Source organism: Methanoregula sp., from assembly GCF_028712425.1.
Lineage (GTDB): Archaea > Halobacteriota > Methanomicrobia > Methanomicrobiales > Methanospirillaceae > Methanoregula.
This window is the reverse complement of sequence record NZ_JAQTQD010000029.1, coordinates 1-21,522: the sequence shown is the minus strand read 5'-3', so window position 1 is coordinate 21,522 and position 21,522 is coordinate 1. Positions and strand designations below refer to the sequence as shown.

Here is a 21,522-nt window from a genome sequence, read left to right as displayed (position 1 = left end):
GATCACCGCGTTCCTGGTCCGCTCTTTCGACGGTGCTGCCCTCCAGTTCAGTGTTCCCGTTGTGGTGCAGCGGGACCTTCTGTCCGAAACCGCACTCGACCCGGCCGGCGCGGACGGTGCGGCCGCAATCCTGATTGAGCGGGTGAAGGGGCAGGCAGAGGACATGCCGGCCCTCGGCCCGCTGTACGGGAAAGGCATCCCCGGCTCGCAGCGGTACCGTGACACCATCGAGCCCTACACGGTCATCCATTCCGAAGAGGCGCTGGCATCCCACCTCTGGAAAGCCGATACGGGAAACTTCTGCGACAGGAGCGGCGTCCACCTTCTCCTCCGGGGGGCGATCCCCTGCCCGGGCGGTGAGAGAAAGGTTGCGGATGCACTCGGCGGTCTTGCGGATGCCATTGGAATGATTGTGGAGAAGACGCCACTCGCTCCCATCGAAGCATCATGGCTTGCATCCCTCGACCAGAAACTGCTCCGCAAGGGACTCCATAAACAGGGCCTCGTCTCATTTGTCGCCGACGGGTCAAAACTTGCCCGGACACTGACGCACCACCGCTGCTTCTACCGCGTTGCCGGGCCCAAGACCGGCGTGAGTGTCCCGTTTTGCTGCCCGGTGGAACTCGGGCCGGTGGAACCTGAACTCCCGGCATCGGGCGGGACCGTGACCGGCCTCGGGATTCGCCAGCGGGAGGTGCTCGCGATAGCGGGCTCGAACGCCCAGGGCAAGAGCACGTTTCTCGAAGGGATCCTTGCCGGCATGGACGACCATGCGCCCCATGACGGCCGGGAACTGGTCGTCACGGCACGGGGCGCCTGTACGGCAGAATCGACCACCATGGGCCTTGCCGGGGCCGATATCAGCATGTTCTTCTCAGCCCTCCCGCCCGGCGTGAGCGGCACCGTCCGCTCGGTGCACGGCATGGGGAGCGGGTCGATGACTATGGCATGGCAGGTCCAGTCCGCGATAGCCCGCCATGCCCCGCTCCTCATAATCGACGAGGACCATGCCGCCCCGAACCTGCTCGTGAAGAGCTGCCTCCAGAAAGAAGAGATCACGCCGCTTGCGGAGATCCTCGCCCACGAACGGGAGAAGATGGGCGAGACGGCGCTCGTCTTTGCCGCCTGCGCCATGGACACGCTGATAGCGCAGGCCGACCGGATCATGGTGCTCGACCGGCACGAGGTATCGGCAATCGATACCGGGGAGTTTCGGAAGATGCTTGCCGGTTCGCTCCGGAGGACCGCGGACGGTCTGGAAATTTTTCAGGATGAGAAAAAGAGTTGAAGGGGATCAGCACCCGCACCGGAACAGTTCCCGCACCATCTCCGGGATCTCGGAGACGCGGGACGCTACCGGTACGCCGTGCTTCTTGAGCCGGGCGATCTTGGACTTTGCATCACCCTCGCCGCCTTCGACAATGGCACCTGCGTGTCCCATCCGCTTGTCGGGCGGTGCCGAGACGCCGGCAATATAGGAGACGATCGGGAGATCGGTGCAGGTCGCTCCTTCTTCCTCTAAATTCCCGCCTACTTCCCCGATCAGGACAACCGCCTTTGTCTCCGGGTCTTTCTCGAAGCGCTGCATGACATCGACAAACGTCTGCCCGATGACCGGGTCGCCGCCAATCCCGACCACTGTGCTCTGGCCGATGCCGGCCCGGGTCAGCTCGTCCACGACCTCGTACGTGAGCGTGCCCGAGCGGGATATGACTCCCACGTGGCCCCGGGTGAAGAGGCCGGACGGCATGATCCCCATCTTCACCTCGCCGGGGGAGAGGAGCCCGGGGCAGTTGGGGCCGATCACGCTTGCGTCCTCCATCCGTGCGTAGGCTACTGCCTTCATGGTGTCCTGCACGGGGATGTGCTCGGTGATGCAGACAATGGTGTCGATGCCGGCGTTCGCCTCTTCCATGATGGCATCGGCAGCCGCTCCCGCCGGGACAAAGATGACCGCAGCCCCGATGTCGTGCTCCTTCATCGCGTCCTTCACCGTGTTGTACACTGGGACGCCATGCACCTGCTGGCCGCCCTTGCCGGGTGTGACACCGGCCACGACGCCCCGGCCCCCGACCTGCTGTGCGTAGGCGTTCATCAGGCCGATGTGGAACTCGCCCTGTTTGCCGGTTGCGCCCTGCACGAGCACGCCGGTCTTTTTGTCGCCGTAGATCATGCTGTGACCTCCACGGCCTTCTTGACAACAAGGTCCATCGTGTCCAGCATCTCGTACCCCTTCTCCGAGAGGAGGCGCCGGCCCTCGGCCTCGTTCGTGCCCGCGAGCCGGACAATGACCTTCTGCGGGATCTCCGCAGCGATGATGCCCTTTGCCACCTCGTCGCACTTGGTGATGCCGCCCAGCAGGTTGACGACGATGACCTTGACAGTCGGGACACTTGCTACAAGCCGGACGGCGTTCTTCACGCGCTCGCTCTCGGCCCCGCCACCCACGTCGAGGAAGTTTGCCGCCTTCCCGCCATAGTACTCGATGAGGTCGAGCGTTGCCATGGTGAGCCCTGCTCCGTTCCCGATCACGCCGATCCTCCCGTCCAGCTCGACGTAGGAGAAGCCATGCTTCTCCGCCTCGCGTTCACGCTCCGAGAGATCGCGGTTGACCGCGATCCCCTGCCGGCCAAGGGCATTGTCGTCCACGATGATCTTCGCATCCGCGGCAAAGATGCCGTTTGGCGTTGCGACCAGCGGATTGATCTCGGCAAGGAGGGCGTCCTTCTCGATGAAGACCTTGTACAGCTTGTTGATGACCGGGCCGATCTCCTTGGGGGCATTGCCGAGGAGTTCCCGGATCAGGAACGGGGGCAGGTCCTTCATGAGCGGATTTGCCACGACTTTCCGGATCAGTTCGGGGTGCTCCTTTGCCGTAATCTCGATCTCGACCCCGCCGGCCTCAGTGAAGAGGATGAGCGGCTGCCGGGAAGATCGGTCGACCGTGATCGAGAGGTAGTACTCGTGTCTGATGTCGAGCTTCTGCTCGGCAAGGACTTCTTTTACCGGCAGGCCTTTGATCTGTTTTCCGAAGAGCTCCTTTGCCACCTTCGTGCCGGTCGCCTTATCGGCCATCAGGATACCGCCGGCCTTGCCCCGGCCGCCGACATCCACCTGGGCCTTCAGGACAAATGCGTCGCCGAGCGCAGCGAGATGGGGGGTGAGTTCGTCGGGCGTTCGGATCAGGAATCCGGCAGGGACGGGGATCCCGGCCGCTTGTATGACATTCTTTGCCTCGTATTCACGGAATTTCATGGCTGTTTCCCCAGCTCAAGGCCGAGCTGCATGGCTTTCAGGTTCAAGTCCTCGGTTCCCTTTGGCACGGAGTCGAGGATGGCTTTTTTCAGCGACTCTTCGCTCACAACGTGCGTTGCAGAGACGAGCGCACCGAGCATCACGATGTTGGCGACAATCACTTTGAGGGTCGCCTTTGCCTCCCCGGTTGCCGGAACCTCAATGTATTTGCACTTCGGGCGGGAGTGGACAAGGGTCGAGTCGATGAGCATGATCGCCGACTCGTGGGCGGAGGCGCCGTACTTCTCGAAGCCCTCCTGTGACATGATGACGTAGATGTCGGGGATCGCGACCTTGGGGTACAGAATCTGCTCGTCGTCGATAACAACCTGGCTCATCGACGCTCCGCCGCGGGCCTCGGGCCCGTACACCTGCGTCTGGACGGCAAACTTGTTGTCATACATCACGGCGGCCCGTCCGATAATGACAGCCGAGAGGATGATCCCCTGGCCGCCAAAGCCCGAAAAGCGGATCTCGTGCCTCATGGCTTCACCCCCATCGCGGGCCGGTTCCGCTTCGTGATCTCGCCAACCACGAACATATCCTCCGGCACCGGCTGGCCCTGGTCGATCAGGCGGTCCCGTTTCGCCTTCAGGAGCGAGTGGGACTTCAAGAACTCGACATGGTCTGCCACCTGCCGGAACTTGTTCCGGCGCCCGAACGCCGTGGGGCACTGGACCAGCACCTCGATGAACGAGAAGCCCGGGGTCTCGAGGCCGACCTTCACGGCCTTCTCAAGCTCCTTCACGTGATAGGATGTCCAGCGGGCAACGTAGTTCGCCCCTGCTGCGGTTGCAAGCTCGCAGAGGTCGAAGGGCGGCTCGGCGCAGCCGTAGGGTGTTGTCGAGGAGAGGCACTTTAACGGGGTAGTCGGGCTCCCCTGTCCGCCGGTCATGCCATAAATCTGGTTGTTCATGCAGACCACCGTCATATCGATGTTCCGCCGGCAGGCATGGATGAAGTGGTTGCCTCCGATAGCCGCAAGGTCGCCGTCGCCCGTGAAGACCACGACATTGAACGCGGGCTTTGCCATCTTGACGCCCGTTGCGAACGCGAGCGCCCGTCCGTGGGTGGTGTGGAGCGAGTCGGTGAGGATGTAGCCCGGTGCACGCGAGGAGCAGCCAATCCCGGAAACGAAGACGGTGTCCTCCTTTTTCCAGCCCATCTGGTCGACTGCCGCAAGCGTGCAGTTGATGATCGTCCCGTTGCCGCAGCCGGCGCAGTAGATATGGGGGAGCCGGTCCGTGCGGAACCACTCGTCGTAACTCATGCCTTTTCCTCCAGCACCGCCGCCAGTTCCGCGGGCGTGTGCAGCTCCCCACCCAGTTTCGGGATGGGGACAACCGGCACGGTCACGTGCCGCTCGATCTCGCGGGCGATCTGTCCCAGGTTCATCTCCGGGACAAGGAAGCGTTTGGCGTTTTTGAATTCTAGAAGCGCTTTCTCCGGGAACGGCCAGACAGTCCGGATCCGGAGGAAGCCGACATTCTTGTCCTTCTTGTCATGCATCACCTGCATGACCGTTCGGACCGGGCCGCCGTAGGCGACGAAGACCTGTTCCGCCTCCGGGTTGACGATGTCATAGTCTGCCATCTCGTCGCGGGCGTTCTCGATCTTGTCCACGAGCCGCTTCACGAGCGCAGCGTGCAGCGGGGGGTTCGTTGCCGCCGGGTATCCCCGTTCGTCATGCGTCAGGCCGGTCACGTGGACGTGTTGGCCGGTACCGAATGTAGGGAATCCCGGAATAAGGTCTGGGTCGGTCACTTTAAACGGGGGGTTTCCGGGCACAAACGGTTTCCTGCCAATCTTTTCCACTGAATCGGGGACAAGGATCTTCTCCCGCATGTGCCCGACGGTCTCGTCCGCCATTAAAAAGACCGGGACCCGGTACTTGTCCGCGTGGTTGAAGGCCTTCACCGTGAGCTCAAACATCTCCTGCACGGTTGCCGGGGAGAGAGCGATGATGGCGATATCGCCATGGGAGCCGAACCGGACCTGCATCATGTCGCCCTGTGCCGACATGGTGGGCTGGCCCGTGGAGGGGCCACCCCGCTGGACATTGACCACAACGCAGGGCGTCTCGGTCATGACGGCAAACCCGATGTTCTCCATCATGAGTGAAAATCCGGGCCCGCTTGTCGCGGTCATGGCCCGGGCACCGGTCCACGAGGCACCGATGATCGAGGCCATGCTTGCGATCTCGTCCTCCATCTGGATGAAGATCCCGCCTTTCTTCGGGAGCTTTGCCGCCATCAGCTCGGCCACCTCGGTCGAGGGCGTGATGGGGTACCCGCCAAAGAAGGTGCACCCGGCAGCGAGTGCCCCCTCGGCACAGGCCGTGTTGCCCTGCCAGAATTCAGTCCGCGTCAATATTCAATCGCCACCTTGTGCGGTTCATAGGGTTCTTCCTCGACCCAGTGGATTGCCTGGTCGGGGCAGGTGAGCTGGCAGACCCCGCAGAGCTGCCTCCCGTAGAGGTTGCGGAGCCGGCAGTTGGCGCAGCGCTCGGGCCGGTCCAGCTCAGGCACGGCAATGCCCTTCCGGTTCAGCCTCTTTCCCTCCCGGAAGATCGTGTACGGGCAGACTTTGGTGCAGAGATTGCACCCCTTGCAGCGGTTCTCGTCGATGGAGAGCTTCATGGATCGGAGTCCTGTCGTAGTACTTATACGGGAACTGTTACAAAAAACCTGTCCTTTCGGATCATTACAGATAATTGATCCCGCTTTGCGCCTCCGAAAGGTTCGAAGAGCCTTCGGCTCTTCTCTTCCTCAACCTACTTACCAAGGTCTCGAATTCTTCAGACCTGGAGGATGAGAAGATTTCCCTTTGGGAAATCTTCGAACTTCCCCTGACTCGAAGAACCTTGCAGGTTCTTCTCGTGTTTCATCTCTGATGAGATTCGACACCCTCAAGGGGGGTGGGGGCGCTGGTGATGCCGCTGAATTACCGGTAACTAACATATGCCATGAAAAAAACAGCAACATTCAATTCAGGAGAGATTTGCACTAACCTTCTGAGTGAATATCGCAATGTGGGGGATGCCACAGCGGCGGGGGCGGAGCGTCAGTGGAGCCCCTAAGAGCGTCAAAAAGTCCGGAGAAAACCTACAACAGAATCTATCTCCTCACTTCCCCGTCTTGCACGCTCCCGGCTCATACCTCCCGAACGCCACTTCCGCCTTCTTCCGGGCCGCCTCGAAGATATCATTCCCGTGCGAATCGATCCCGACCACGAGCGGGAGCCGGTCGAGCGCAATGGCCCAGACCGCCTCGGCCATGCCAAGGTCCTCGTAGTACACACCCTTCAGGGTCATGCGGGTCGAGGCAAGGGCCGCACACCCGCCGGTGAACGCGAGGTACACGCCCTTTCCCTTCAGCTGGTTGCGCACGGTCGCTCCCATGCCACCCTTGCCGATGAACGCCCGCACACCCTTGTCAATGAGGAACCCTTCCATCTCGTTCATCCGTGCAGAGGTCGTGGGGCCGGCAGCTATGACCCTGCCGTCCTGGATCACCGGGCCGCAATGGTAGATGACAGCGCCCTTCGGATCGAACGGGATGCCGTCCTTCTTCATGCGGAGGTGGGCCTCGTCCCGGGCAGTGTATACGATGCCCGAGAGCTCGACATGGTCACCGGCCCTGAGCTCCAGCACCTCGTCTCCAAGCGGTGTCGTGAGCCACACGGGTTTTTTTGTCACAGCCTCACCTCAACGGTCGCGTGCCGGTTGGCCCAGCACTGGATGTTGACCGCAACCGGCAGCGAGGCCGTGTGGCAGCCAGCGGTCTTAACTTTTACCGCAAGCGCCGTGATATCACCGCCAAGCCCCATCGGCCCGATCCCGAGTTTGTTCACGGCGCAGAGGAGTGATTGCTCGAAGTCCGTCATCCGGTCAACCGGTTCGAGCAGTGCCTCCTTGGCCAGGGCTGCTGCGCCATCGAACGTTCCGCCGATCCCGACACCGATGATGATGGGCGGACAGGGGCGGGAGCCCGCGAGATACACGGTCTCGATCACGAACTTTTCTATCTGGTCCTTCTGCGACGGGAGGAGCATCGCGGTCCGGGACATGTTCTCGGCCCCGGCACCCTTGGGGAGGACCGTGACCGTGAACTTCTTCCCGGGCCTCACGTGGATGGCCGGCATTCCCGCACCGTTGTTGTCTCCGCTGTTGTGCCTTGTCAGCGGGTCCACCACGTTGGGGCGGAGGGGGATCTCCTCCGTAGCTCTCCGCACTCCTTCTGCAACCGCGTCATACAGCCCCCGAGTGAACGGTACCTCCGAAGGAATCGTGAGGTACACCACAGGGACACCAGTGTCCTGGCAGAGCGGCACACCGCGTTCCCCGGCGATTTTGATGTTGTGCAGGATATTAGCAAACTCAGCCTTCGCAACCGGGTTCGTCTCGGCACGGGCGGCGTTCCCGATCACCTTCAGCACATCCACCGGCAGGTGGATGACAGCCTCGCGAAACGCCGCGAGAGTTGCCGAAGCGAGCGCTGCATGGATACGACCGGGGTCCGGGGACTGCATTCAGATATACTGGGGGGCGCGGGATAATATAGAGATCGGGGTCAGATCTCCACGGTGATGGCATCGACCCCGAGGTTCAGGAGCGGGCCGTCCGGTGAAAGGTACGCTATGTCACGGAGGAACTCGGCGGTCCGGGCACGGGTGACCGCTTCAAGCGAGCCGGCTTCGACCATCAGCGAGAACGTGATCAGTTCGTTCATCAGGTGCCCGTTTTCCGGCCGGAAGATCTCACCGGCCCGGAGGAACCCGGGGAGGTACGTGACCGCATGCGGGATACTGTGCTTTTCAAGGATGTCCCGGATCTGCCAGCTGGTAAAGAAGGGGTTCGTTATCCGGTTTTTCGGGAGGATGTCGCGGTGCAGGAGGTTAAGGACCGTGCAGAAATTGGCCGGGGTTCCGTTGTAGATGATCACGTTTCCACCCGGCCGTGCAAGACTGATTGCATGGAGAAGGTATGGTTCGGGATCCGGCAGGAAGCAGTACGTGCTGTGGGAGAGAAGGACTATGTCGAATTTTTTTCCGGGATCTGTTTGTGGCGTGAAACATTCCGGCACTATGGTTATCGCTACCGGATATTTTTCCTGGAATTTTTCCTTCGCTGCTTCCAGGTTCCTGACGTGATCGGGCGAGGGTTCGATTGCCATATACTGCCGAACCGGCACCCGGCTCTTCTCAAGGATTGCTCCGATGAACTGCCCGGTGCCGGCACCGATGTCGAGAAGCGAGAAACCCTGCGGAAATTTTTTCTCTGAAACGTCAAGGAAATGCCGGAGCATGAACGGGTATTCCTCTGAATAGCGTTCAAGAAGATGGAACCCTTCGATGTACCGCTCGAACGTGATGCACTGCATAGGTGGATGCTTTCTCTGCCGGGCATATGAACGCTTTGCCCGGGATCGGGTGTATACGACACTACAGGATGTACAGGAGGACAGATGTACTGCGGTTCCGGTCCGGACATGTTCTTCCGGCACGACCACCAGAACAGGCCTTCTTTTCACCGGACCTGTGCTCCCCCCTGTCCCGAATACCGGTACCACAGAAAATAATTTATCAGAATGCGAACATGGTTGAACTATGCCGGACAGGATACGGGCCCTCTACGTTGACGATGAGCCCGGCCTCCTTGAAGTTGCCCGCCTGTTCCTTGAGCAGTCCCCCGAGTTCAGCGTTGAAACTGCGACGTCCGCGCAAGCTGCCCTCAGTTCTCCCGCTATCACTTCCTGCGACGCCATCATCTCGGATTACCAGATGCCGGGCATGGACGGGATCGCTTTTTTGAAAGCCGTCCGGGAGAAGTACGACGACATTCCCTTCATCCTCTTCACGGGAAGGGGGCGCGAGGAGGTGGTGATCGACGCCATCAATAACGGGGCCGACTTCTACCTCCAGAAAGGCGGGGACCCGACCGCGCAGTTCGCGGAGCTGGCGCACAAGATCCGCCAGGCCGTGAGCCGGAGAAAAGCGCAGCAGGAACTGGTAGCCGCGTACGAGCAGATCACGGCATCTGAGGAGGAGCTCCGCGGCCAGTACCAGGAACTGGCACAGGGGGAGCGGCGGATCCGCGAGAGCCAGGAACGTTACTGGAGCATCATCGAGAACTCCCCCTATGGCATGCACTTCTACGAACTGGTCCCGGTCCGCGGGCTCGTCTTTACCGGGGCGAATCCTGCTGCCGACCGGATCGTCGGGATAAGCCACGAACCACTGGTGGGAAAGCCCCTCCTTGAGGCGTTCCCCGGTCTTGTTGGAACAGAGATCCCCGAACGGTACCGGGGGGTGACAGAGTCCGGGACTCCCTGGCATACCGAGCAGATGATCTATGACAAGGGCAGGATACACGGGGCCTTTGCCGTCACGGCCTTTTGCCCGGCGCGTGGCTCCATGGTCGCAATGTTCGTGGATATCACCGACAGAAAGAAAGCCGAGATGGAACGCCAGGAGAGCGAGGAGCGGCTCCGGAACTTCATGGACTCGGCAACGGATTCATTCTCCATCTGGGATGCCCGCCTCAACCTCGTTGCCATGAACCGGGTAGCACTCACCTGCCTCCCCAAAGGGACACGAAAGGAGGATATCATCGGCAGGAACTTACGCGAATTCCTCTCCGGGGAAGGCGAATGGGGTTCGATCGAACGGTACCGCGAGATCATAACGACCGGTGTCCCGCTCGCCACGACGGAAAAAGTGACTGAATCGGCTACCGGGACGCGCTGGCTGAACGTGAAATGTTTCCGCGTGGGCGATGGCCTCGGGATCATGACCACGGATGTCACACGGGAGAAGGCCGCAGAGGAGCGGTTCCGCGAGGCATACGAGAAACTCACTGCTTCCGAGGAGGAACTGAAGCAGCAGTACGGGGAACTTGCCTCTGCGCAGGAAGCACTGAAGGAAAGCCGGCAGCAGATGGCAGAGATAGCGGACACGGTCCCGGGGGTTGTCTTCCAGTCCCGCTTCAGTCCCGGCGGGAAAGAGGAGTTCACGTTCATCAGCAGCCGTGGACCCGAGGTCTTTGGGGTCAGCGCCGATCCCGGGGAATTTTCAAAGCAGTTCTTTGTGCAGGTCGACCCCCGTGACCGGGAGCCGCTGGTCCGCTCGATGCGTGCTGCCGTTGAGAAGGTGGTGCCCTGGGAGTTTGAAGGCCGGTTCACCAGGCCTTCGGGAGAGGAGATATGGTTCCAGGGGCTTGCCCGGCCGGTGCGGAAGGATACCGGGCTGTACTATACGGGTGTCCTGCTGGACATCACCTCGCGTAAACGGGCTGAGGAGGAGCTCCGCGCAAGCGAGGAGCGTCTCCGGCACTTCATCGAGCAGGCCCCGGTATCGATAGCCATATTTGATACGGAGATGCGCTACCTTGCAGCAAGCCACCGGTGGTTAGCCGATGCCAACCTCAGCGAGCGCGACATTGCCGGCCGGTCCCATTATGAGGTTTTTCCCTCCCTTTCCGAAGACATCAGAGACGCCCACCGCCGCGCCCTGGCCGGGGAGGTGGTCTCTTCGAGCGAGTACCGTTTCGTGCATCGAGACGGTACCGTCCAGTGGTTTGCCTGGGAAGTGCGTCCATGGTTTATAAAAGGGGATACGATCGGCGGCATCCTCCTCTTTTCCGAAGATATCACCGGACGCAAAACTACCGAAGATGCGCTCAGGGAGAAGACCGAGGAGCTCAACCAGTTCTTTACGGCAAGCCTCGACCTGTTCTGCATTGCCGGGACGGACGGCACGTTCCGGCGGCTGAACCACGAATGGGAGCGGGCGCTCGGATACCCGCTTGCCGAACTGGAGGGGCACCGGTTCCTCGACTTTGTCCATCCCGACGACCTTTTGGCCACCCTTGCGACAATTGCCGATCTCACCCGCCAGAAAAGCGTGCTCAACTTCACGAACCGGTACCGGCACAAGGACGGCAGTTACCGGTGGATCGAGTGGCGGTCACTCCCGAAAGGTGACCTGATCTTCGCTGCCGCACGGGACATCACCGGGCACCGGGAGACGGAAAACGCGCTGCGCGAGAGCGAGGAGATGTACCGGAGTCTTGTGGTGAATGCAACCGAGGCTATCTTCATCCTCCAGGACCAGAACATGATCTACGCCAACCCGCGGCTGGCCGAGCTGCTCGGGATCCCGGGCGGGGAACTTATCCGGCGGCCATTCCTTGACCTGGTCTGGCCCGCTGACCGGGCATTCGTGCTGGACCGTTTCAAGAGGAGGATGGCCATCGAGGACGTCCCGACAAACTACGATTTCCGGATGACCGGGCCGGAGGGGAAGCTGCTCTGGGTCCATATCTCGATTGCAAAGGTCACCTGGCAGCAAAAACCGGCGACACTGAACCTCCTCACCGACATCACGGAGCGGAAAATTGCCGAGGATGCTCTCCAGGAGGCGGGACGGAAGCTTTCGCTGATGAACAGTGTTACACGGCATGATATCCGGAACCAGCTCATCACGCTGCAGGGATTCGCCCAGTTTGCACAGAAGACGGAACAGGACCCGGCCATATCCCGGTACCTGGAAAAGATTGACAACTGTGCAACAACCATCCGCGGACAGATCGAGTTCATGAAGACCTACCAGGAACTGGGCGTGAACGCCCCGTCATGGCACCGGCTCAATGAGATCGTAACGAAGGCCTGCATAAAGGAAGTGCCCTGCCGGGACTACTGCGCCCCTGTCGAGGTCTTCGCCGACCCGATGCTGGAGAAGGTTTTTTCCAATCTCTTTGACAACGCCTGCCGCCACGGGGAGCACGTAACGGAAGTGGTTGTCCGGTGCGAGAGAGCAGGAGATGACCTCACCATCATCGTGGAGGACAACGGGGTCGGGATCAACGAGGACGAGAAGGAGAAGATCTTTGAGAAGGGGTTCGGGAAGAATACCGGCTTTGGCCTCTTTTTGGCCCGGGAGATCCTCTCGATCACGGGGATCGCCATCCGGGAGACCGGCACGCTAGGAAAAGGTGCCCGGTTCGAGATCCATGTGCCAAAAGAGTACTGGCGGGCACAAGGTGCATGAGGGCCGGGCGTTTCCACCGGGGGCATCTCCCGTCGATCCTAGCCCTTCCTGACAGAAACAGTTATTATTCTTAAACCAGTATTCCCTCATACCCATGAGCCTCCAGTCCCGTGTCCTGGTCCTCTATCTCTGTATCGCCGTGCTGGTGCTCATCCTCATCGGCGGGGTGCTGCCGGCTTCCCTGCACAAGCAGAACCTTGACACGGTCTCCGCCGATTCCATCAGCCAGCTCCGTCACATCGATTTTGCCCTCACCACCTTCATCGATGAGGCAAAACACGACGTTGCCGAGCTCGCGCTCAACGAGGAGGTCCGGACGCTGGACGACACAGGGTTCACGCAGTTTTTGAATGCCTCCGAAGATACCTTCCGGTATTCCTACGGCGACCAGGAACTCGCGATCATCGCTGTCCTGAAAGGCCACCAGGTCTCCCACCCGTACGTCAGCTCGGTGTACATGGGCCGGGAGAACGGGGCGTTCGTGCGGTCGTTTCCCCGGCTCCCCACGGCCTATGACCCCCGCGAGCGCCCGTGGTATGTCCTTGCAAAGGAACACCCCGGGCAGATCTCGGTGACGGAGCCCTACAAGGCAGTGACAACAGATGACGTGAACATCGGGATCGTGACCCCGCTCCAGCACCCGGACGGGACCGTCTATGGCGTGGTGGGAGTGGACATCACGCTCGTCAACCTGACCAGTTACATCACCTCGGTAGGCCGGGTGGGAGGCAGGGAGATGATCCTCACGAGCCCTGACGGGACCATCCTTGCCGCAGGGGACCCGGCGCTGCTCTACCACCCGGTAAGCGATGTCCTCGGCGACAAGGCACCCGCGTTCCTCTCCTCGCGGGAAGGCGTTCTTGTCCTCGATGGATCCTACCTCATGTATTACACGTCCCCGGAGCTGGGCTGGAAGATCGGGATGTTCGTTCCCTTCAGCGCGATCGAGGAGGAGATCACTGCGTCCATCCAGCGGATCCTCTTCTTCGTGCTCCTGGCTCTCGTCCTGCTCAGCGTCATCACGATCCTTGCCCTCCGCTACACGGTGATCCGGCCGCTCTCCACTCTGACCGAAGTGAGCCGGAGGATCGCCGAGACCGGCGACCTGGAGCAGGAGGTCGAGATCTCCGGCACCGGCGAGATCGCGACCCTGTCACAATCGTTCCGGGCGATGATGGAGAAGATCCACAGCGAGAAGATGGGGCGGGAGCAGGCCCTCCTCCAGCTCGAGGCCTACCGCGACCATCTCGAAGAGATCGTTGCAGAACGGACAAAGGAGCTGGCAACGGCAAAGGATGCTGCCGAATCTGCCGACCGGCTCAAGTCCGCCTTCCTTGCCACGATGTCGCATGAGCTCCGGACACCGCTCAACTCGATCATCGGGTTCTCGGGTGTACTGGAGCAGGAGCTGGCCGGGCCGCTCAACAGCGAACAGAAGAAGCAGCTCGCAATGGTCTCGGAGAGTGCAGAGCACCTGCTCGCCCTGATCAACGATGTCTTGGACATCTCGAAGATCGAGGCTGGGCAGCTGAAGGTCGAAGCCGGGCCCGTGGAGATCCGGTCCCTGGTCGAAAAGGCCGCGAGCACGGTGAAGCCGCTTGCTGAGGCAAAAAACCTCCCGCTGGAACTGGAGATCGACCCGGGGGCAGGGACGGTGATCGCGGACAGCCGGCGCGTTGAGCAGGTGCTCCTGAATCTCCTCTCAAATGCCATCAAGTTCACCGACAAGGGCTCGGTCCGCGTCCGCTGCGTGGCCGAGGGGGCCATGGTCCGGATCAGTGTCACGGACACGGGCATCGGGATACAAAAAGAGAACCTGGAGCGGCTGTTCAAGCCGTTCACGCAGATCGAGACCGGCCTTTCCCGGAAATACGAGGGCACCGGCCTCGGGCTCTCGATCTCGAAGAAACTTGTCACCCTGATGAAAGGAGAGATTGCAGTCGAGAGTGAACCAGGCAGGGGGAGCGCGTTTTCCTTCACCCTGCCACGGCAGGAGAGTGCATCATGACGGTACGCGTATTGTATATCGAGGACAATGACCAGAACTTCTATCTTGTGAACTTCATCCTCTCAAAAAAAGGCTGGACGGTGACCCGGGCAAACGATGGCAGGGAAGGGATCGACCGTGCGGCAAAGGAGACGCCGGACATCATCCTGCCCGACATCCAGCTGCCCGTGATGGACGGGTATGCCACTGCACAGGAACTGCGGAAACTCGCCAAGCTCTCCGAAATACCCATCATCGCCGTCACCTCCTATGCCATGGCCGGTGACCGGGAGAAGGCGCTTGCCGCCGGGTGCACCGGGTATATCGAGAAGCCCATCAACCCGAAGACCTTCACGGACCAGGTCAGCCGGCATCTTTCCCCGGGCAGTGCAGGAGGAGAGGGATCGTGACAAAAGTCCTTGTCGCGGACGACAACCCGCAGAACCTCTACCTGCTCGAAACCATCCTGAAAGGCAATGGGTACGAGGTGGTATCCGCCAACAACGGCGCCGAGGCCCTTGCCGCTGCAAAAAAATCCCCCCCGGACCTCATCGTGACGGACATCCTGATGCCGGTGATGGACGGGTTCGAGCTCTGCCGGCAGTGGAAAGCGGATCCGGTGCTGCACGCAGTCCCGTTCATCTTCTATACAGCCACGTACACCGATCCCAAGGATGAGAAGTTTGCCTTAAACCTCGGGGCAGACCGGTTCCTGATAAAACCGCAGAAACCGGATTTCCTGTTAAAGGAGATAACGGCTGTCCTTGACGAATCGTTCCGGAAGAACACCGGCCCCAGTACCCGGCCCCTGGGTGAAGAGATGGAGGTGCTGCGCCAGTACAATGCAGTGCTGTTCCGGAAACTCGAGGAGAAGGTGCTCCAGCTCGAGACCGAGATCGCCGAGCGGAAGAATGCCGAGCAGCAGCGGGAGCTGGTGATCCGGGTGCTGGAACAGAAAAACGAGGAACTTGCCCGGTTTACCTACACGGTATCCCATGAACTCAAAAACCCGCTTATCACGGTCAAGGGCTTTGCCGGCATGATCGAAGCAGACCTGTCCAGAGAAAAACCCGACAAAGAAACACTCCGCAACCATGCCCGGCGGATCTCCGCTGCCGTGGATACGCTGGACTCGCTGCTCACGGACCTGCTCAGACTCTCCCGGGCCGGACAAAGCACCTACCATTCGGGGCCCGTTGAACTGCGCTCCATTGTTGACGAGGCCGCGAGCATCCTTGCCCCACCGCTTGCCGAGAACAGGGTCCGGCTTGAGATAGCCCCGGACCTCCCTGTTGTCTCTGCCGACCGTGACCGCATGCGGGAAGTCTTTATCTGCCTTATCGAGAATGCCATACGGTTCCGCGATTCCGGAAACGACCCGGTCATCGGTATCGGGATGGACCGGGAGAGCGGGGAACAGATCTTCTTTGTCCGGGACAACGGGACCGGGATAGAGCCGCAGTATCTCGAACGGGTATTCAGGTTGTTCGAGAAGCTCAACGCAACAACGCCCGGCACCGGTGTCGGCCTGCCCATTGCACGAAAGATCATCGAAGCGCATGGCGGGAAGCTCTGGGCGGAGTCGGAAGGGCTGGGAAAGGGGACAACGTTCCGGTTCACCCTGCCCGTTTCTGCCCCGGGCACGCCAAAAGGCACAGGGTGACGATTATAAACCCGCCCCGACCACATTCTCAGGATATACCTACATACGGAGACTGATGATGGCAGCACCGCACGCATCACGGAAGGTCTACACCGGGAAGACCAAGGACGTTTATGCACTGGACACCGAGAACTACCTGCTGAAATTCAAGGACGACTGCACGGGGGCAGACGGCGTATTCGATCCCGGGATGAACACGGTGGGGCTGAAGATCGACGGCGCCGGCCGGGCATGCATCCGGCTGACGAAATACTTCTTTGAGATCCTCAATGCCAAGGGCATCCCCACGCATTTCATCAGCGCTGACATTGAGAACGTCACGATGACGGTGAAGCCGGCAAAGACGTTCGGGAAGGGCCTCGAGGTGATCTGCCGGTTCCGGGCAGTAGGCAGCTTCCTGCGCCGGTACGGGGACTACGTAAAGGAGGGAGCGGAACTCCCGGCATTCGTGGAGACCACGTTCAAGGACGATGCACGGGAAGATCCCCCGGTGACAAAGGACGCTCTCGCCATCCTGGGCGTTATGACACCGGACGAATACGAGGACGTGAAGGCGCTGACAAAGGAGATTGCCACGGTCATCAAAGACGAACTCGGGAAGAAGGGGATCGATCTCTACGACATCAAGTTCGAGTTCGGGAAGGAGGGGGACAGGATCGTGTTGATCGACGAGATTTCGGGCGGGAACATGCGGGCCTACAAAAACGGGAAGTATATCATGCCGCTCGAACTGGAAACAATGGTGCTGGACGGGTAACCGCCCATTCCAGTCTCGCCATTCGTCCGCTTTTTTTCCCGCGCTCCTTCATGTGGGGGGCTGCCCTGTTACCGGGCATATTCCCGTGCTTTCTTCACGAGGGACAGCTGGTCTTTCACCCCGGCCTCCTTCTCCGCACCGATGATCTCCATGATCTCCCGGACCGGGATCGCAAGCGCGATCTTTTTTTCCGGGCGGCCTTTCTTCTCCCCGCGGAGCTCTTCTGATGTGACCCAGCCCCGCCCCGCCATATACCGGACCGCGGTGCTCACCTGCGGCTGGGAGAGGTCGGCCCGCGCTCGATCTCCCGCATCGTTGTCTCTATCCGGTCCAGGAGAAAAACAAGCACCCGCGCCACATTCCTCTTTGTCCCGATACTCACCAGCACTTTCACGAACTCTTCGTCCTTTTTTGAGAACCTGCTAATGTTCCGCTTTTCCATGGCATCACCGCACCGGTATGGTTTCATTAATGCTGCAATTATATCAATAAATACATTTTGCCGGTGGTTTGAAAGTGAGGAGCGATCCCAGCCCGCAACGGGATGATGGGGTATGCCGGGGATTATTGGCTCTTTAGAAAACCTATGTGGGATAGTGTTCGATAGGGAAGGAGCCACGGGCGCTCGGGGTCTGTCGACCCTCGCCCCGTGGAGTATGGCCGAAGATGGACGCCCAAAAATGAATGATTGAAACCGGGGGTCACCCTCGCAATTACACAAAAGGACACTGGGGATATGATTTCAACAGAGCTGGATTATTGGAACAGATCACCGGGTTCAACCCGGCCTTTTTGCGTCCGATTAAAGTCCCTGTCAAAACTCACGATACGGAGATCGTGCTTTTCTGCTATCGCATACTGGCAGGCATCATCAAAATCCAGGCAAAACTTCGTGGCACAATGAATAATCCGGTAATAATCCACTGGGTCCAGGGATAAAACCTGGATACCGCTCGCAAGGATATCCCCGTCAATAAATTTCTGGAACTCCTGTGGTTTTCGTTCCCGGAGATAGATGACCCCAAGCGTATGCAGGGCAAAATCGGTAACATGTAATGACGGGAGACAGGCGCGTTAAAAAAAATGCCCTGACTTCCTCCACACGCGAGCGCCGGAGAATATATTCAAGGAAGATATTCGTATCCAGGAGATACATCCTTCAATCCCGCTATTCATTGGCCTTGTGCTGGAGATCGACCGATGAATAATGGGATCCAAGTTCCTCAAGCGATCCTTCGGCAACACACAGGAATTGTGTTGAGGTCCGCTTTTTTGAGCGTTTCACCAGCTCGTCGATATAGTGCTCAGCTTCTTCCTTCAGGTCGGGCGGGAGGGTCCGGATTTTTTCTTCAACAGAACTGGAAGAGGAGGACATTGTCGTAGTTTTTTATTGGTCCCGGTGAATACAATCCTTTCGTTGCACCGGATAACAACCGGCAGGAAATAATCCCTGCCGGTTGTCCGGCTGGATTACAGTTCGAGACCCGCGAGCACCGCGATGATCCTCTCTGCATTCTGCTGCGGATGATGATGAGTGTGAAAACCTGCCGCCGCTTCAGTACCCGAACCTTCGCTCGTACTCTTTATGGGGGAGCCATTCGATGATCACAGCGATGACCCGGTCCCCGTCACTGGCAACGGAATACATCAGCCGCCGGTTCTTTGGGAGATTGAACTTCCAGAGATTATCGATGCCATAGGTTACCCTGTACGTTTTTGGGATCAGGCGTTTTGGTATGTGGATACCACAGAAGGCGTTTTCTGCAATCGCATCGAACGCGGCTTCGAGGTCATCGTGGATGTCCTAATCACCGGTTGTTGATGTGGAAAGGGAAAGAAACAATTGCCGGGTCTTGTCGTCAGCAAAAAAAACGGACGCCTTCATCGGATCTTCAGATCAGTATTATCAATATACCGTTTTATAAGTTCTGGATTATATACCCAACAGATTTTTCTTTCTGCATCCACGGCAATCTTTCCCGAGTCCTGGAGGTACGCGATGATGGTAGAGAAGGTCTGGTACATCATCTTCTTTGGCAGGTTCTCCCACAGGGCCCGTTTCTTGTATTCCCCGCTATGCTCCCGGATAAACGTTTCGACCATGATGATGGTATCAAGCTGAGGGGAGTGAGATGCCTTTGCTGCAGAAGACATGGACTGAAGTTTGTTACATAATAATATATAACAAACGGTCAGGTCATGACAGAGTTTTGCCAGATCCTTTCCCTTACCAACCGGCAGGAAACGGTCTCCTGCCGGTTGTCCGGGTAATTTTCACTACTACGTTTTCTGCTCCTGAAAGGTACTAATTACTGCCAAATCAGTAGTTGCTCTGACTATCCTTTTTAAAAAACGAAAACCACCAATTACCAATAAATACTATTTTGTACAAAATTAGTATTTGGTGAACCGGTTTCGTGACACAGCTCCCGGAAAAACCCCCGGCAGACTGGACAGAGAGCCTTACTGAAGGGCAGACGAAGTATTTCATGGACAACCAGTTCAAAAAAGACGTGACGGATTATAACCGCCGTTACCTCCACTGGGACGAGCTGAAATACCGGATACCATCAGCTGAACAAAGGAAGATGACCTGGGCGGTCATGAAGCTCTACCGGGAGATGCGGCAGGAGAAGGTTGCCTATCCTCCCGTCAGGCTCGTGTATACACTCATCCCGGAGAGTGTAAAGCGCCTTCATGCAATTGACAGCTATCTTTCCGGGAACATTAAAATCCACAACAAGACCATCCGGCTCGAACCATCCTACATCATCAATTCGTTCATGGAAGAGGCAATAGCCTCAAGTATCCTTGAGGGCGCGGCAACAACCCGTAATGTTGCAAAAGAGATGCTCAAAAAGGGCCGCAACCCGAGGAACGTCTCCGAGCGGATGGTGGCCAACAATTACGAGACGATGAACTTCATTCGTGAGCACAAGGACGCTTTGCTCACGCCGTCCCTCCTTCTTGAGATCCACCGGCTGGTGACAAAAGGGACGATCAGTGACGATGCGGTCGGGCAGTTCCGGACAAACAATGATATTGTTGTTGCAAATCCGACAACACGGGTCATATACCACACACCCCCGGATTTCCACGAGATCGTGCCTATGATAGACGCTCTCTGCACATTTGCTAACGATATCGGGACAGACGATGATCCGGGCGAAGACTACATCCACCCGATCATCAAGGGGATCATCCTTCACTATCTCATCGGGTACATCCACCCGTTCGAGGACGGGAACGGGAGGACCGCCCGCAGCATCTTCTACTGGTTCGTTATCTCGCGGGGATACTGGCTCTTTGAATACATGCCCATCTCCCGGATCATCCTCCGGTCAAAGAAGAAGTATACCCTTGCGTACCTGCACTCTGAATACGACGACATGGACCTCACGTATTTCCTCCTCTACAATCTTACCTGCATAGATGCGGCACGAAAAGACCTGCTGAAATACCTTGAAGAGAAACAAACCGAACAGGCAGCCACGAAGGCCATTGTCCGAAAGATACCGGACATAAGCCAGCGGGAGGGAGACATTCTCCGTACCATGATCGAGCAGCGCGAGCAGTATTTCACGATCCGGGAGATCATGCAGCAGTATGGTACGGTGTATGAAACCGCCAGGACCGATCTCCTCCACTTAACCGATCTCGGCTATCTTACTAAAGAGAAGCGCGGACGGGAATTCGTCTTCATCGCAAACGAGAAGAGCGGATTTTACAAACAAGAAGGCAACGAAGGAACATAACAGCTGATCCCGATACCCCCGTGACGGCGATCTTTATTGACAACGTGTAGTTATCAAGGTACTGACTGACGGGAAAAACAGAAGAGGGGATTTTTTAAGGGCCCCTGCCCCTTCATCAGATCCCCGCGATGATCCCGACAATCTTTTCCGCAACGGCCGGGTCTGCGATCTCTGCCAGCACCAGGCCGGCCACGGCAAGGAAGAGCAACCAGAACACTTTTTTGACCTGATCGTTTTTGCCGATCAGATCAAGGATCGCTTCCGTGTCGGCCTTCATGGCGAGCCGGAGGATCTTTGGCAAAAACACGAAGAGGGGAAGGAAGATGATGACCGCTCCGATCACCGCGAGCGGGAGAGCAGTCTTCTGTGCAAAGAAAACCCCGGCCGGGACCGCGATGGTGGCTGCCATCAGCGAGGCCATCGTGACCTCGCCGACCCGGAACCAGCTCTTCTTCTCCTGTATTCCGGCCCGTTCCTCCTCCCCGAGTTCGCTCGTGTCAAATCCCCCGAATGCATGGAGGATGCCGCACCGGAACGCGGTGAGCGCGGAGGTGCCGGGGCCGGGTTGTTCCGGCGGCATGGGTGTTGTGCCTTCGTCATTCCCCATCGCTTCGCCCGCCTCCAATACCCGCTCGAAGAACTTCGTTCAGGAGAAGATCTTGATCTTCTCCTGCTTCAGGTCCGATAACCTGAAGCATTCTCGTGGTGCGGGCCTGACGGCCCTCATCGAGTCGAAGATTACGTTGTAATCTTCTCCTGTTTCGGGTCTGATGACCCTCAACATCAGTCATCGCTTCGCCCGCCTCCGATGACCAGCTCAAAAACCGGGCTCGTGTACCCGCCGTTTGCCGGGCTGAAGTCCCGGGGCATGCCGGGCCGTTTCCGTCTCGCGGTCCGGAACCGGACGGTGTGGATGCCCGGGGCCCGGGGATACACCCGGCGCCCGCTCACGTCCCGCATCTCCCGGTACGGCGGGACCTCGAACCAGTCCGGCCAGAACCGGACGCCGCGGGGGATG

21 protein-coding genes and 2 pseudogenes are annotated in these 21,522 nt (G+C 58.9%); 7 read left to right on the top strand and 16 right to left on the bottom strand.

The features are described 5' to 3' along the window. On the top strand, positions 1-1,288 hold a 1,288-nt coding region (locus PHF39_RS12500), incomplete at its 5' end, for a P-loop domain-containing protein (protein WP_300224609.1). A 6-nt stretch (positions 1,289-1,294) separates the two neighbouring features. Here PHF39_RS12500 and sucD read toward each other — a convergent pair. The 9 genes from sucD to PHF39_RS12455 all read right to left on the bottom strand — a co-directional run bounded on the left by sucD (position 1,295) and on the right by PHF39_RS12455 (position 8,675). After that, positions 1,295-2,173: a succinate--CoA ligase subunit alpha gene (gene sucD / locus PHF39_RS12495; RefSeq protein ID WP_300224607.1), complete on the bottom strand. Its 879-nt coding sequence runs from the start codon at positions 2,171-2,173 to the stop codon at positions 1,295-1,297. After that, a complete protein-coding gene (locus PHF39_RS12490; protein WP_300224605.1) occupies positions 2,170-3,255 on the bottom strand; it encodes an ATP-grasp domain-containing protein in 1,086 nt (361 codons plus the stop codon). The genes sucD and PHF39_RS12490 overlap by 4 nt, the downstream gene beginning before the upstream one ends. Next, positions 3,252-3,779: a 2-oxoacid:acceptor oxidoreductase family protein gene (locus PHF39_RS12485; RefSeq protein ID WP_300224603.1), complete on the bottom strand. Its 528-nt coding sequence runs from the start codon at positions 3,777-3,779 to the stop codon at positions 3,252-3,254. The genes PHF39_RS12490 and PHF39_RS12485 overlap by 4 nt, the downstream gene beginning before the upstream one ends. Further along, positions 3,776-4,564: a thiamine pyrophosphate-dependent enzyme gene (locus PHF39_RS12480; RefSeq protein WP_300224601.1), complete on the bottom strand. Its 789-nt coding sequence runs from the start codon at positions 4,562-4,564 to the stop codon at positions 3,776-3,778. Before PHF39_RS12480 ends, PHF39_RS12485 begins: the two co-directional genes overlap by 4 nt. After that, complete coding sequence (locus PHF39_RS12475) at positions 4,561-5,664, bottom strand: 2-oxoacid:acceptor oxidoreductase subunit alpha (RefSeq protein WP_300224599.1); 1,104 nt, start codon at positions 5,662-5,664, stop codon at positions 4,561-4,563. Before PHF39_RS12475 ends, PHF39_RS12480 begins: the two co-directional genes overlap by 4 nt. Next, complete coding sequence (locus tag PHF39_RS12470; RefSeq protein WP_300224597.1) at positions 5,661-5,933, bottom strand: ferredoxin family protein; 273 nt, start codon at positions 5,931-5,933, stop codon at positions 5,661-5,663. The genes PHF39_RS12475 and PHF39_RS12470 overlap by 4 nt, the downstream gene beginning before the upstream one ends. Before the next feature lie 485 nt (positions 5,934-6,418). Further along, complete coding sequence (locus PHF39_RS12465; protein WP_300224595.1) at positions 6,419-6,991, bottom strand: FumA C-terminus/TtdB family hydratase beta subunit; 573 nt, start codon at positions 6,989-6,991, stop codon at positions 6,419-6,421. Then, complete coding sequence (locus PHF39_RS12460; protein ID WP_300224594.1) at positions 6,988-7,824, bottom strand: fumarate hydratase; 837 nt, start codon at positions 7,822-7,824, stop codon at positions 6,988-6,990. The genes PHF39_RS12465 and PHF39_RS12460 overlap by 4 nt, the downstream gene beginning before the upstream one ends. 41 nt (positions 7,825-7,865) lie before the next feature. Further along, positions 7,866-8,675, bottom strand: a complete 810-nt coding sequence (locus PHF39_RS12455; RefSeq protein ID WP_300224592.1) for a class I SAM-dependent methyltransferase — start codon at positions 8,673-8,675, stop codon at positions 7,866-7,868. Positions 8,676-8,901: 226 nt separating this feature from the next. Here PHF39_RS12455 and PHF39_RS12450 point away from each other — a divergent pair, with 226 nt between their 5' ends. The 5 genes from PHF39_RS12450 to PHF39_RS12430 all read left to right on the top strand — a co-directional run bounded on the left by PHF39_RS12450 (position 8,902) and on the right by PHF39_RS12430 (position 16,749). After that, positions 8,902-12,342, top strand: a complete 3,441-nt coding sequence (locus PHF39_RS12450; RefSeq protein ID WP_300224590.1) for a PAS domain S-box protein — start codon at positions 8,902-8,904, stop codon at positions 12,340-12,342. Between the two features lie 94 nt (positions 12,343-12,436). Then, on the top strand, positions 12,437-14,350 hold the full coding sequence (locus PHF39_RS12445) for an ATP-binding protein (protein ID WP_300224588.1): 1,914 nt from the start codon (positions 12,437-12,439) through the stop codon (positions 14,348-14,350). Beyond that, the gene (locus PHF39_RS12440; protein ID WP_300224586.1) at positions 14,347-14,739 is read left to right on the top strand and encodes a response regulator; all 393 of its coding nucleotides are present in this window, start codon (positions 14,347-14,349) and stop codon (positions 14,737-14,739) included. The genes PHF39_RS12445 and PHF39_RS12440 overlap by 4 nt, the downstream gene beginning before the upstream one ends. Next, complete coding sequence (locus PHF39_RS12435) at positions 14,736-15,992, top strand: response regulator (protein WP_300224584.1); 1,257 nt, start codon at positions 14,736-14,738, stop codon at positions 15,990-15,992. The genes PHF39_RS12440 and PHF39_RS12435 overlap by 4 nt, the downstream gene beginning before the upstream one ends. 55 nt (positions 15,993-16,047) lie before the next feature. Then, a complete protein-coding gene (locus tag PHF39_RS12430; protein ID WP_300224582.1) occupies positions 16,048-16,749 on the top strand; it encodes a phosphoribosylaminoimidazolesuccinocarboxamide synthase in 702 nt (233 codons plus the stop codon). 68 nt (positions 16,750-16,817) lie between these two features. Here the strand turns inward: PHF39_RS12430 and PHF39_RS12425 are convergent, their stop codons facing one another. The 5 genes and pseudogenes from PHF39_RS12425 to PHF39_RS12410 form a co-directional block, all read right to left on the bottom strand. Beyond that, entirely contained in the window at positions 16,818-17,000 is a 183-nt protein-coding gene (locus PHF39_RS12425; protein ID WP_300224580.1) for a hypothetical protein, read from the bottom strand. A 17-nt stretch (positions 17,001-17,017) separates the two neighbouring features. Continuing rightward, complete coding sequence (locus PHF39_RS12420; RefSeq protein ID WP_300224578.1) at positions 17,018-17,191, bottom strand: hypothetical protein; 174 nt, start codon at positions 17,189-17,191, stop codon at positions 17,018-17,020. Between the two features lie 314 nt (positions 17,192-17,505). Then, positions 17,506-17,793 (bottom strand): annotated as a pseudogene (locus PHF39_RS13990) (PIN domain-containing protein); the annotation flags it as partial. A 124-nt stretch (positions 17,794-17,917) separates the two neighbouring features. Then, positions 17,918-18,124 carry a DUF2281 domain-containing protein gene (locus tag PHF39_RS12415; protein WP_300224577.1) on the bottom strand — a complete coding sequence of 69 codons (207 nt, stop codon included), beginning with the start codon at positions 18,122-18,124 and terminating at the stop codon, positions 17,918-17,920. 506 nt (positions 18,125-18,630) lie between these two features. Then, positions 18,631-18,903: a hypothetical protein gene (locus PHF39_RS12410; RefSeq protein ID WP_300224576.1), complete on the bottom strand. Its 273-nt coding sequence runs from the start codon at positions 18,901-18,903 to the stop codon at positions 18,631-18,633. Between the two features lie 263 nt (positions 18,904-19,166). Here PHF39_RS12410 and PHF39_RS12405 point away from each other — a divergent pair, with 263 nt between their 5' ends. Next, complete coding sequence (locus PHF39_RS12405; protein WP_300224574.1) at positions 19,167-20,504, top strand: Fic family protein; 1,338 nt, start codon at positions 19,167-19,169, stop codon at positions 20,502-20,504. A 115-nt stretch (positions 20,505-20,619) separates the two neighbouring features. Here the strand turns inward: PHF39_RS12405 and PHF39_RS12400 are convergent, their stop codons facing one another. After that, positions 20,620-21,111, bottom strand: a complete 492-nt coding sequence (locus PHF39_RS12400; protein ID WP_300224572.1) for a hypothetical protein — start codon at positions 21,109-21,111, stop codon at positions 20,620-20,622. A gap of 176 nt (positions 21,112-21,287) precedes the next feature. After that, positions 21,288-21,522, bottom strand: a pseudogene (locus PHF39_RS12395) (hypothetical protein); the annotation flags it as partial.

What these genes read in the sequence shown, in the direction of transcription:
- sucD (WP_300224607.1), bottom strand. Translation starts at nt 2,173, where the DNA reads ATGATCTACGGCGACAAAAAGACCGGCGTGCTCGTGCAGGGCGCAACC.
- PHF39_RS12490 (WP_300224605.1), bottom strand. Translation starts at nt 3,255, where the DNA reads ATGAAATTCCGTGAATACGAGGCAAAGAATGTCATACAAGCGGCCGGG.
- PHF39_RS12485 (WP_300224603.1), bottom strand. Translation starts at nt 3,779, where the DNA reads ATGAGGCACGAGATCCGCTTTTCGGGCTTTGGCGGCCAGGGGATCATC.
- PHF39_RS12480 (WP_300224601.1), bottom strand. Translation starts at nt 4,564, where the DNA reads ATGAGTTACGACGAGTGGTTCCGCACGGACCGGCTCCCCCATATCTAC.
- PHF39_RS12470 (WP_300224597.1), bottom strand. Translation starts at nt 5,933, where the DNA reads ATGAAGCTCTCCATCGACGAGAACCGCTGCAAGGGGTGCAATCTCTGC.
- PHF39_RS12460 (WP_300224594.1), bottom strand. Translation starts at nt 7,824, where the DNA reads ATGCAGTCCCCGGACCCCGGTCGTATCCATGCAGCGCTCGCTTCGGCA.
- PHF39_RS12455 (WP_300224592.1), bottom strand. Translation starts at nt 8,675, where the DNA reads ATGCAGTGCATCACGTTCGAGCGGTACATCGAAGGGTTCCATCTTCTT.
- PHF39_RS12450 (WP_300224590.1), top strand. Translation starts at nt 8,902, where the DNA reads ATGCCGGACAGGATACGGGCCCTCTACGTTGACGATGAGCCCGGCCTC.
- PHF39_RS12445 (WP_300224588.1), top strand. Translation starts at nt 12,437, where the DNA reads ATGAGCCTCCAGTCCCGTGTCCTGGTCCTCTATCTCTGTATCGCCGTG.
- PHF39_RS12440 (WP_300224586.1), top strand. Translation starts at nt 14,347, where the DNA reads ATGACGGTACGCGTATTGTATATCGAGGACAATGACCAGAACTTCTAT.
- PHF39_RS12430 (WP_300224582.1), top strand. Translation starts at nt 16,048, where the DNA reads ATGATGGCAGCACCGCACGCATCACGGAAGGTCTACACCGGGAAGACC.
- PHF39_RS12425 (WP_300224580.1), bottom strand. Translation starts at nt 17,000, where the DNA reads ATGGCGGGGCGGGGCTGGGTCACATCAGAAGAGCTCCGCGGGGAGAAG.
- PHF39_RS12420 (WP_300224578.1), bottom strand. Translation starts at nt 17,191, where the DNA reads ATGGAAAAGCGGAACATTAGCAGGTTCTCAAAAAAGGACGAAGAGTTC.
- PHF39_RS12415 (WP_300224577.1), bottom strand. Translation starts at nt 18,124, where the DNA reads ATGTCCTCCTCTTCCAGTTCTGTTGAAGAAAAAATCCGGACCCTCCCG.
- PHF39_RS12410 (WP_300224576.1), bottom strand. Translation starts at nt 18,903, where the DNA reads ATGTCTTCTGCAGCAAAGGCATCTCACTCCCCTCAGCTTGATACCATC.
- PHF39_RS12400 (WP_300224572.1), bottom strand. Translation starts at nt 21,111, where the DNA reads ATGGGGAATGACGAAGGCACAACACCCATGCCGCCGGAACAACCCGGC.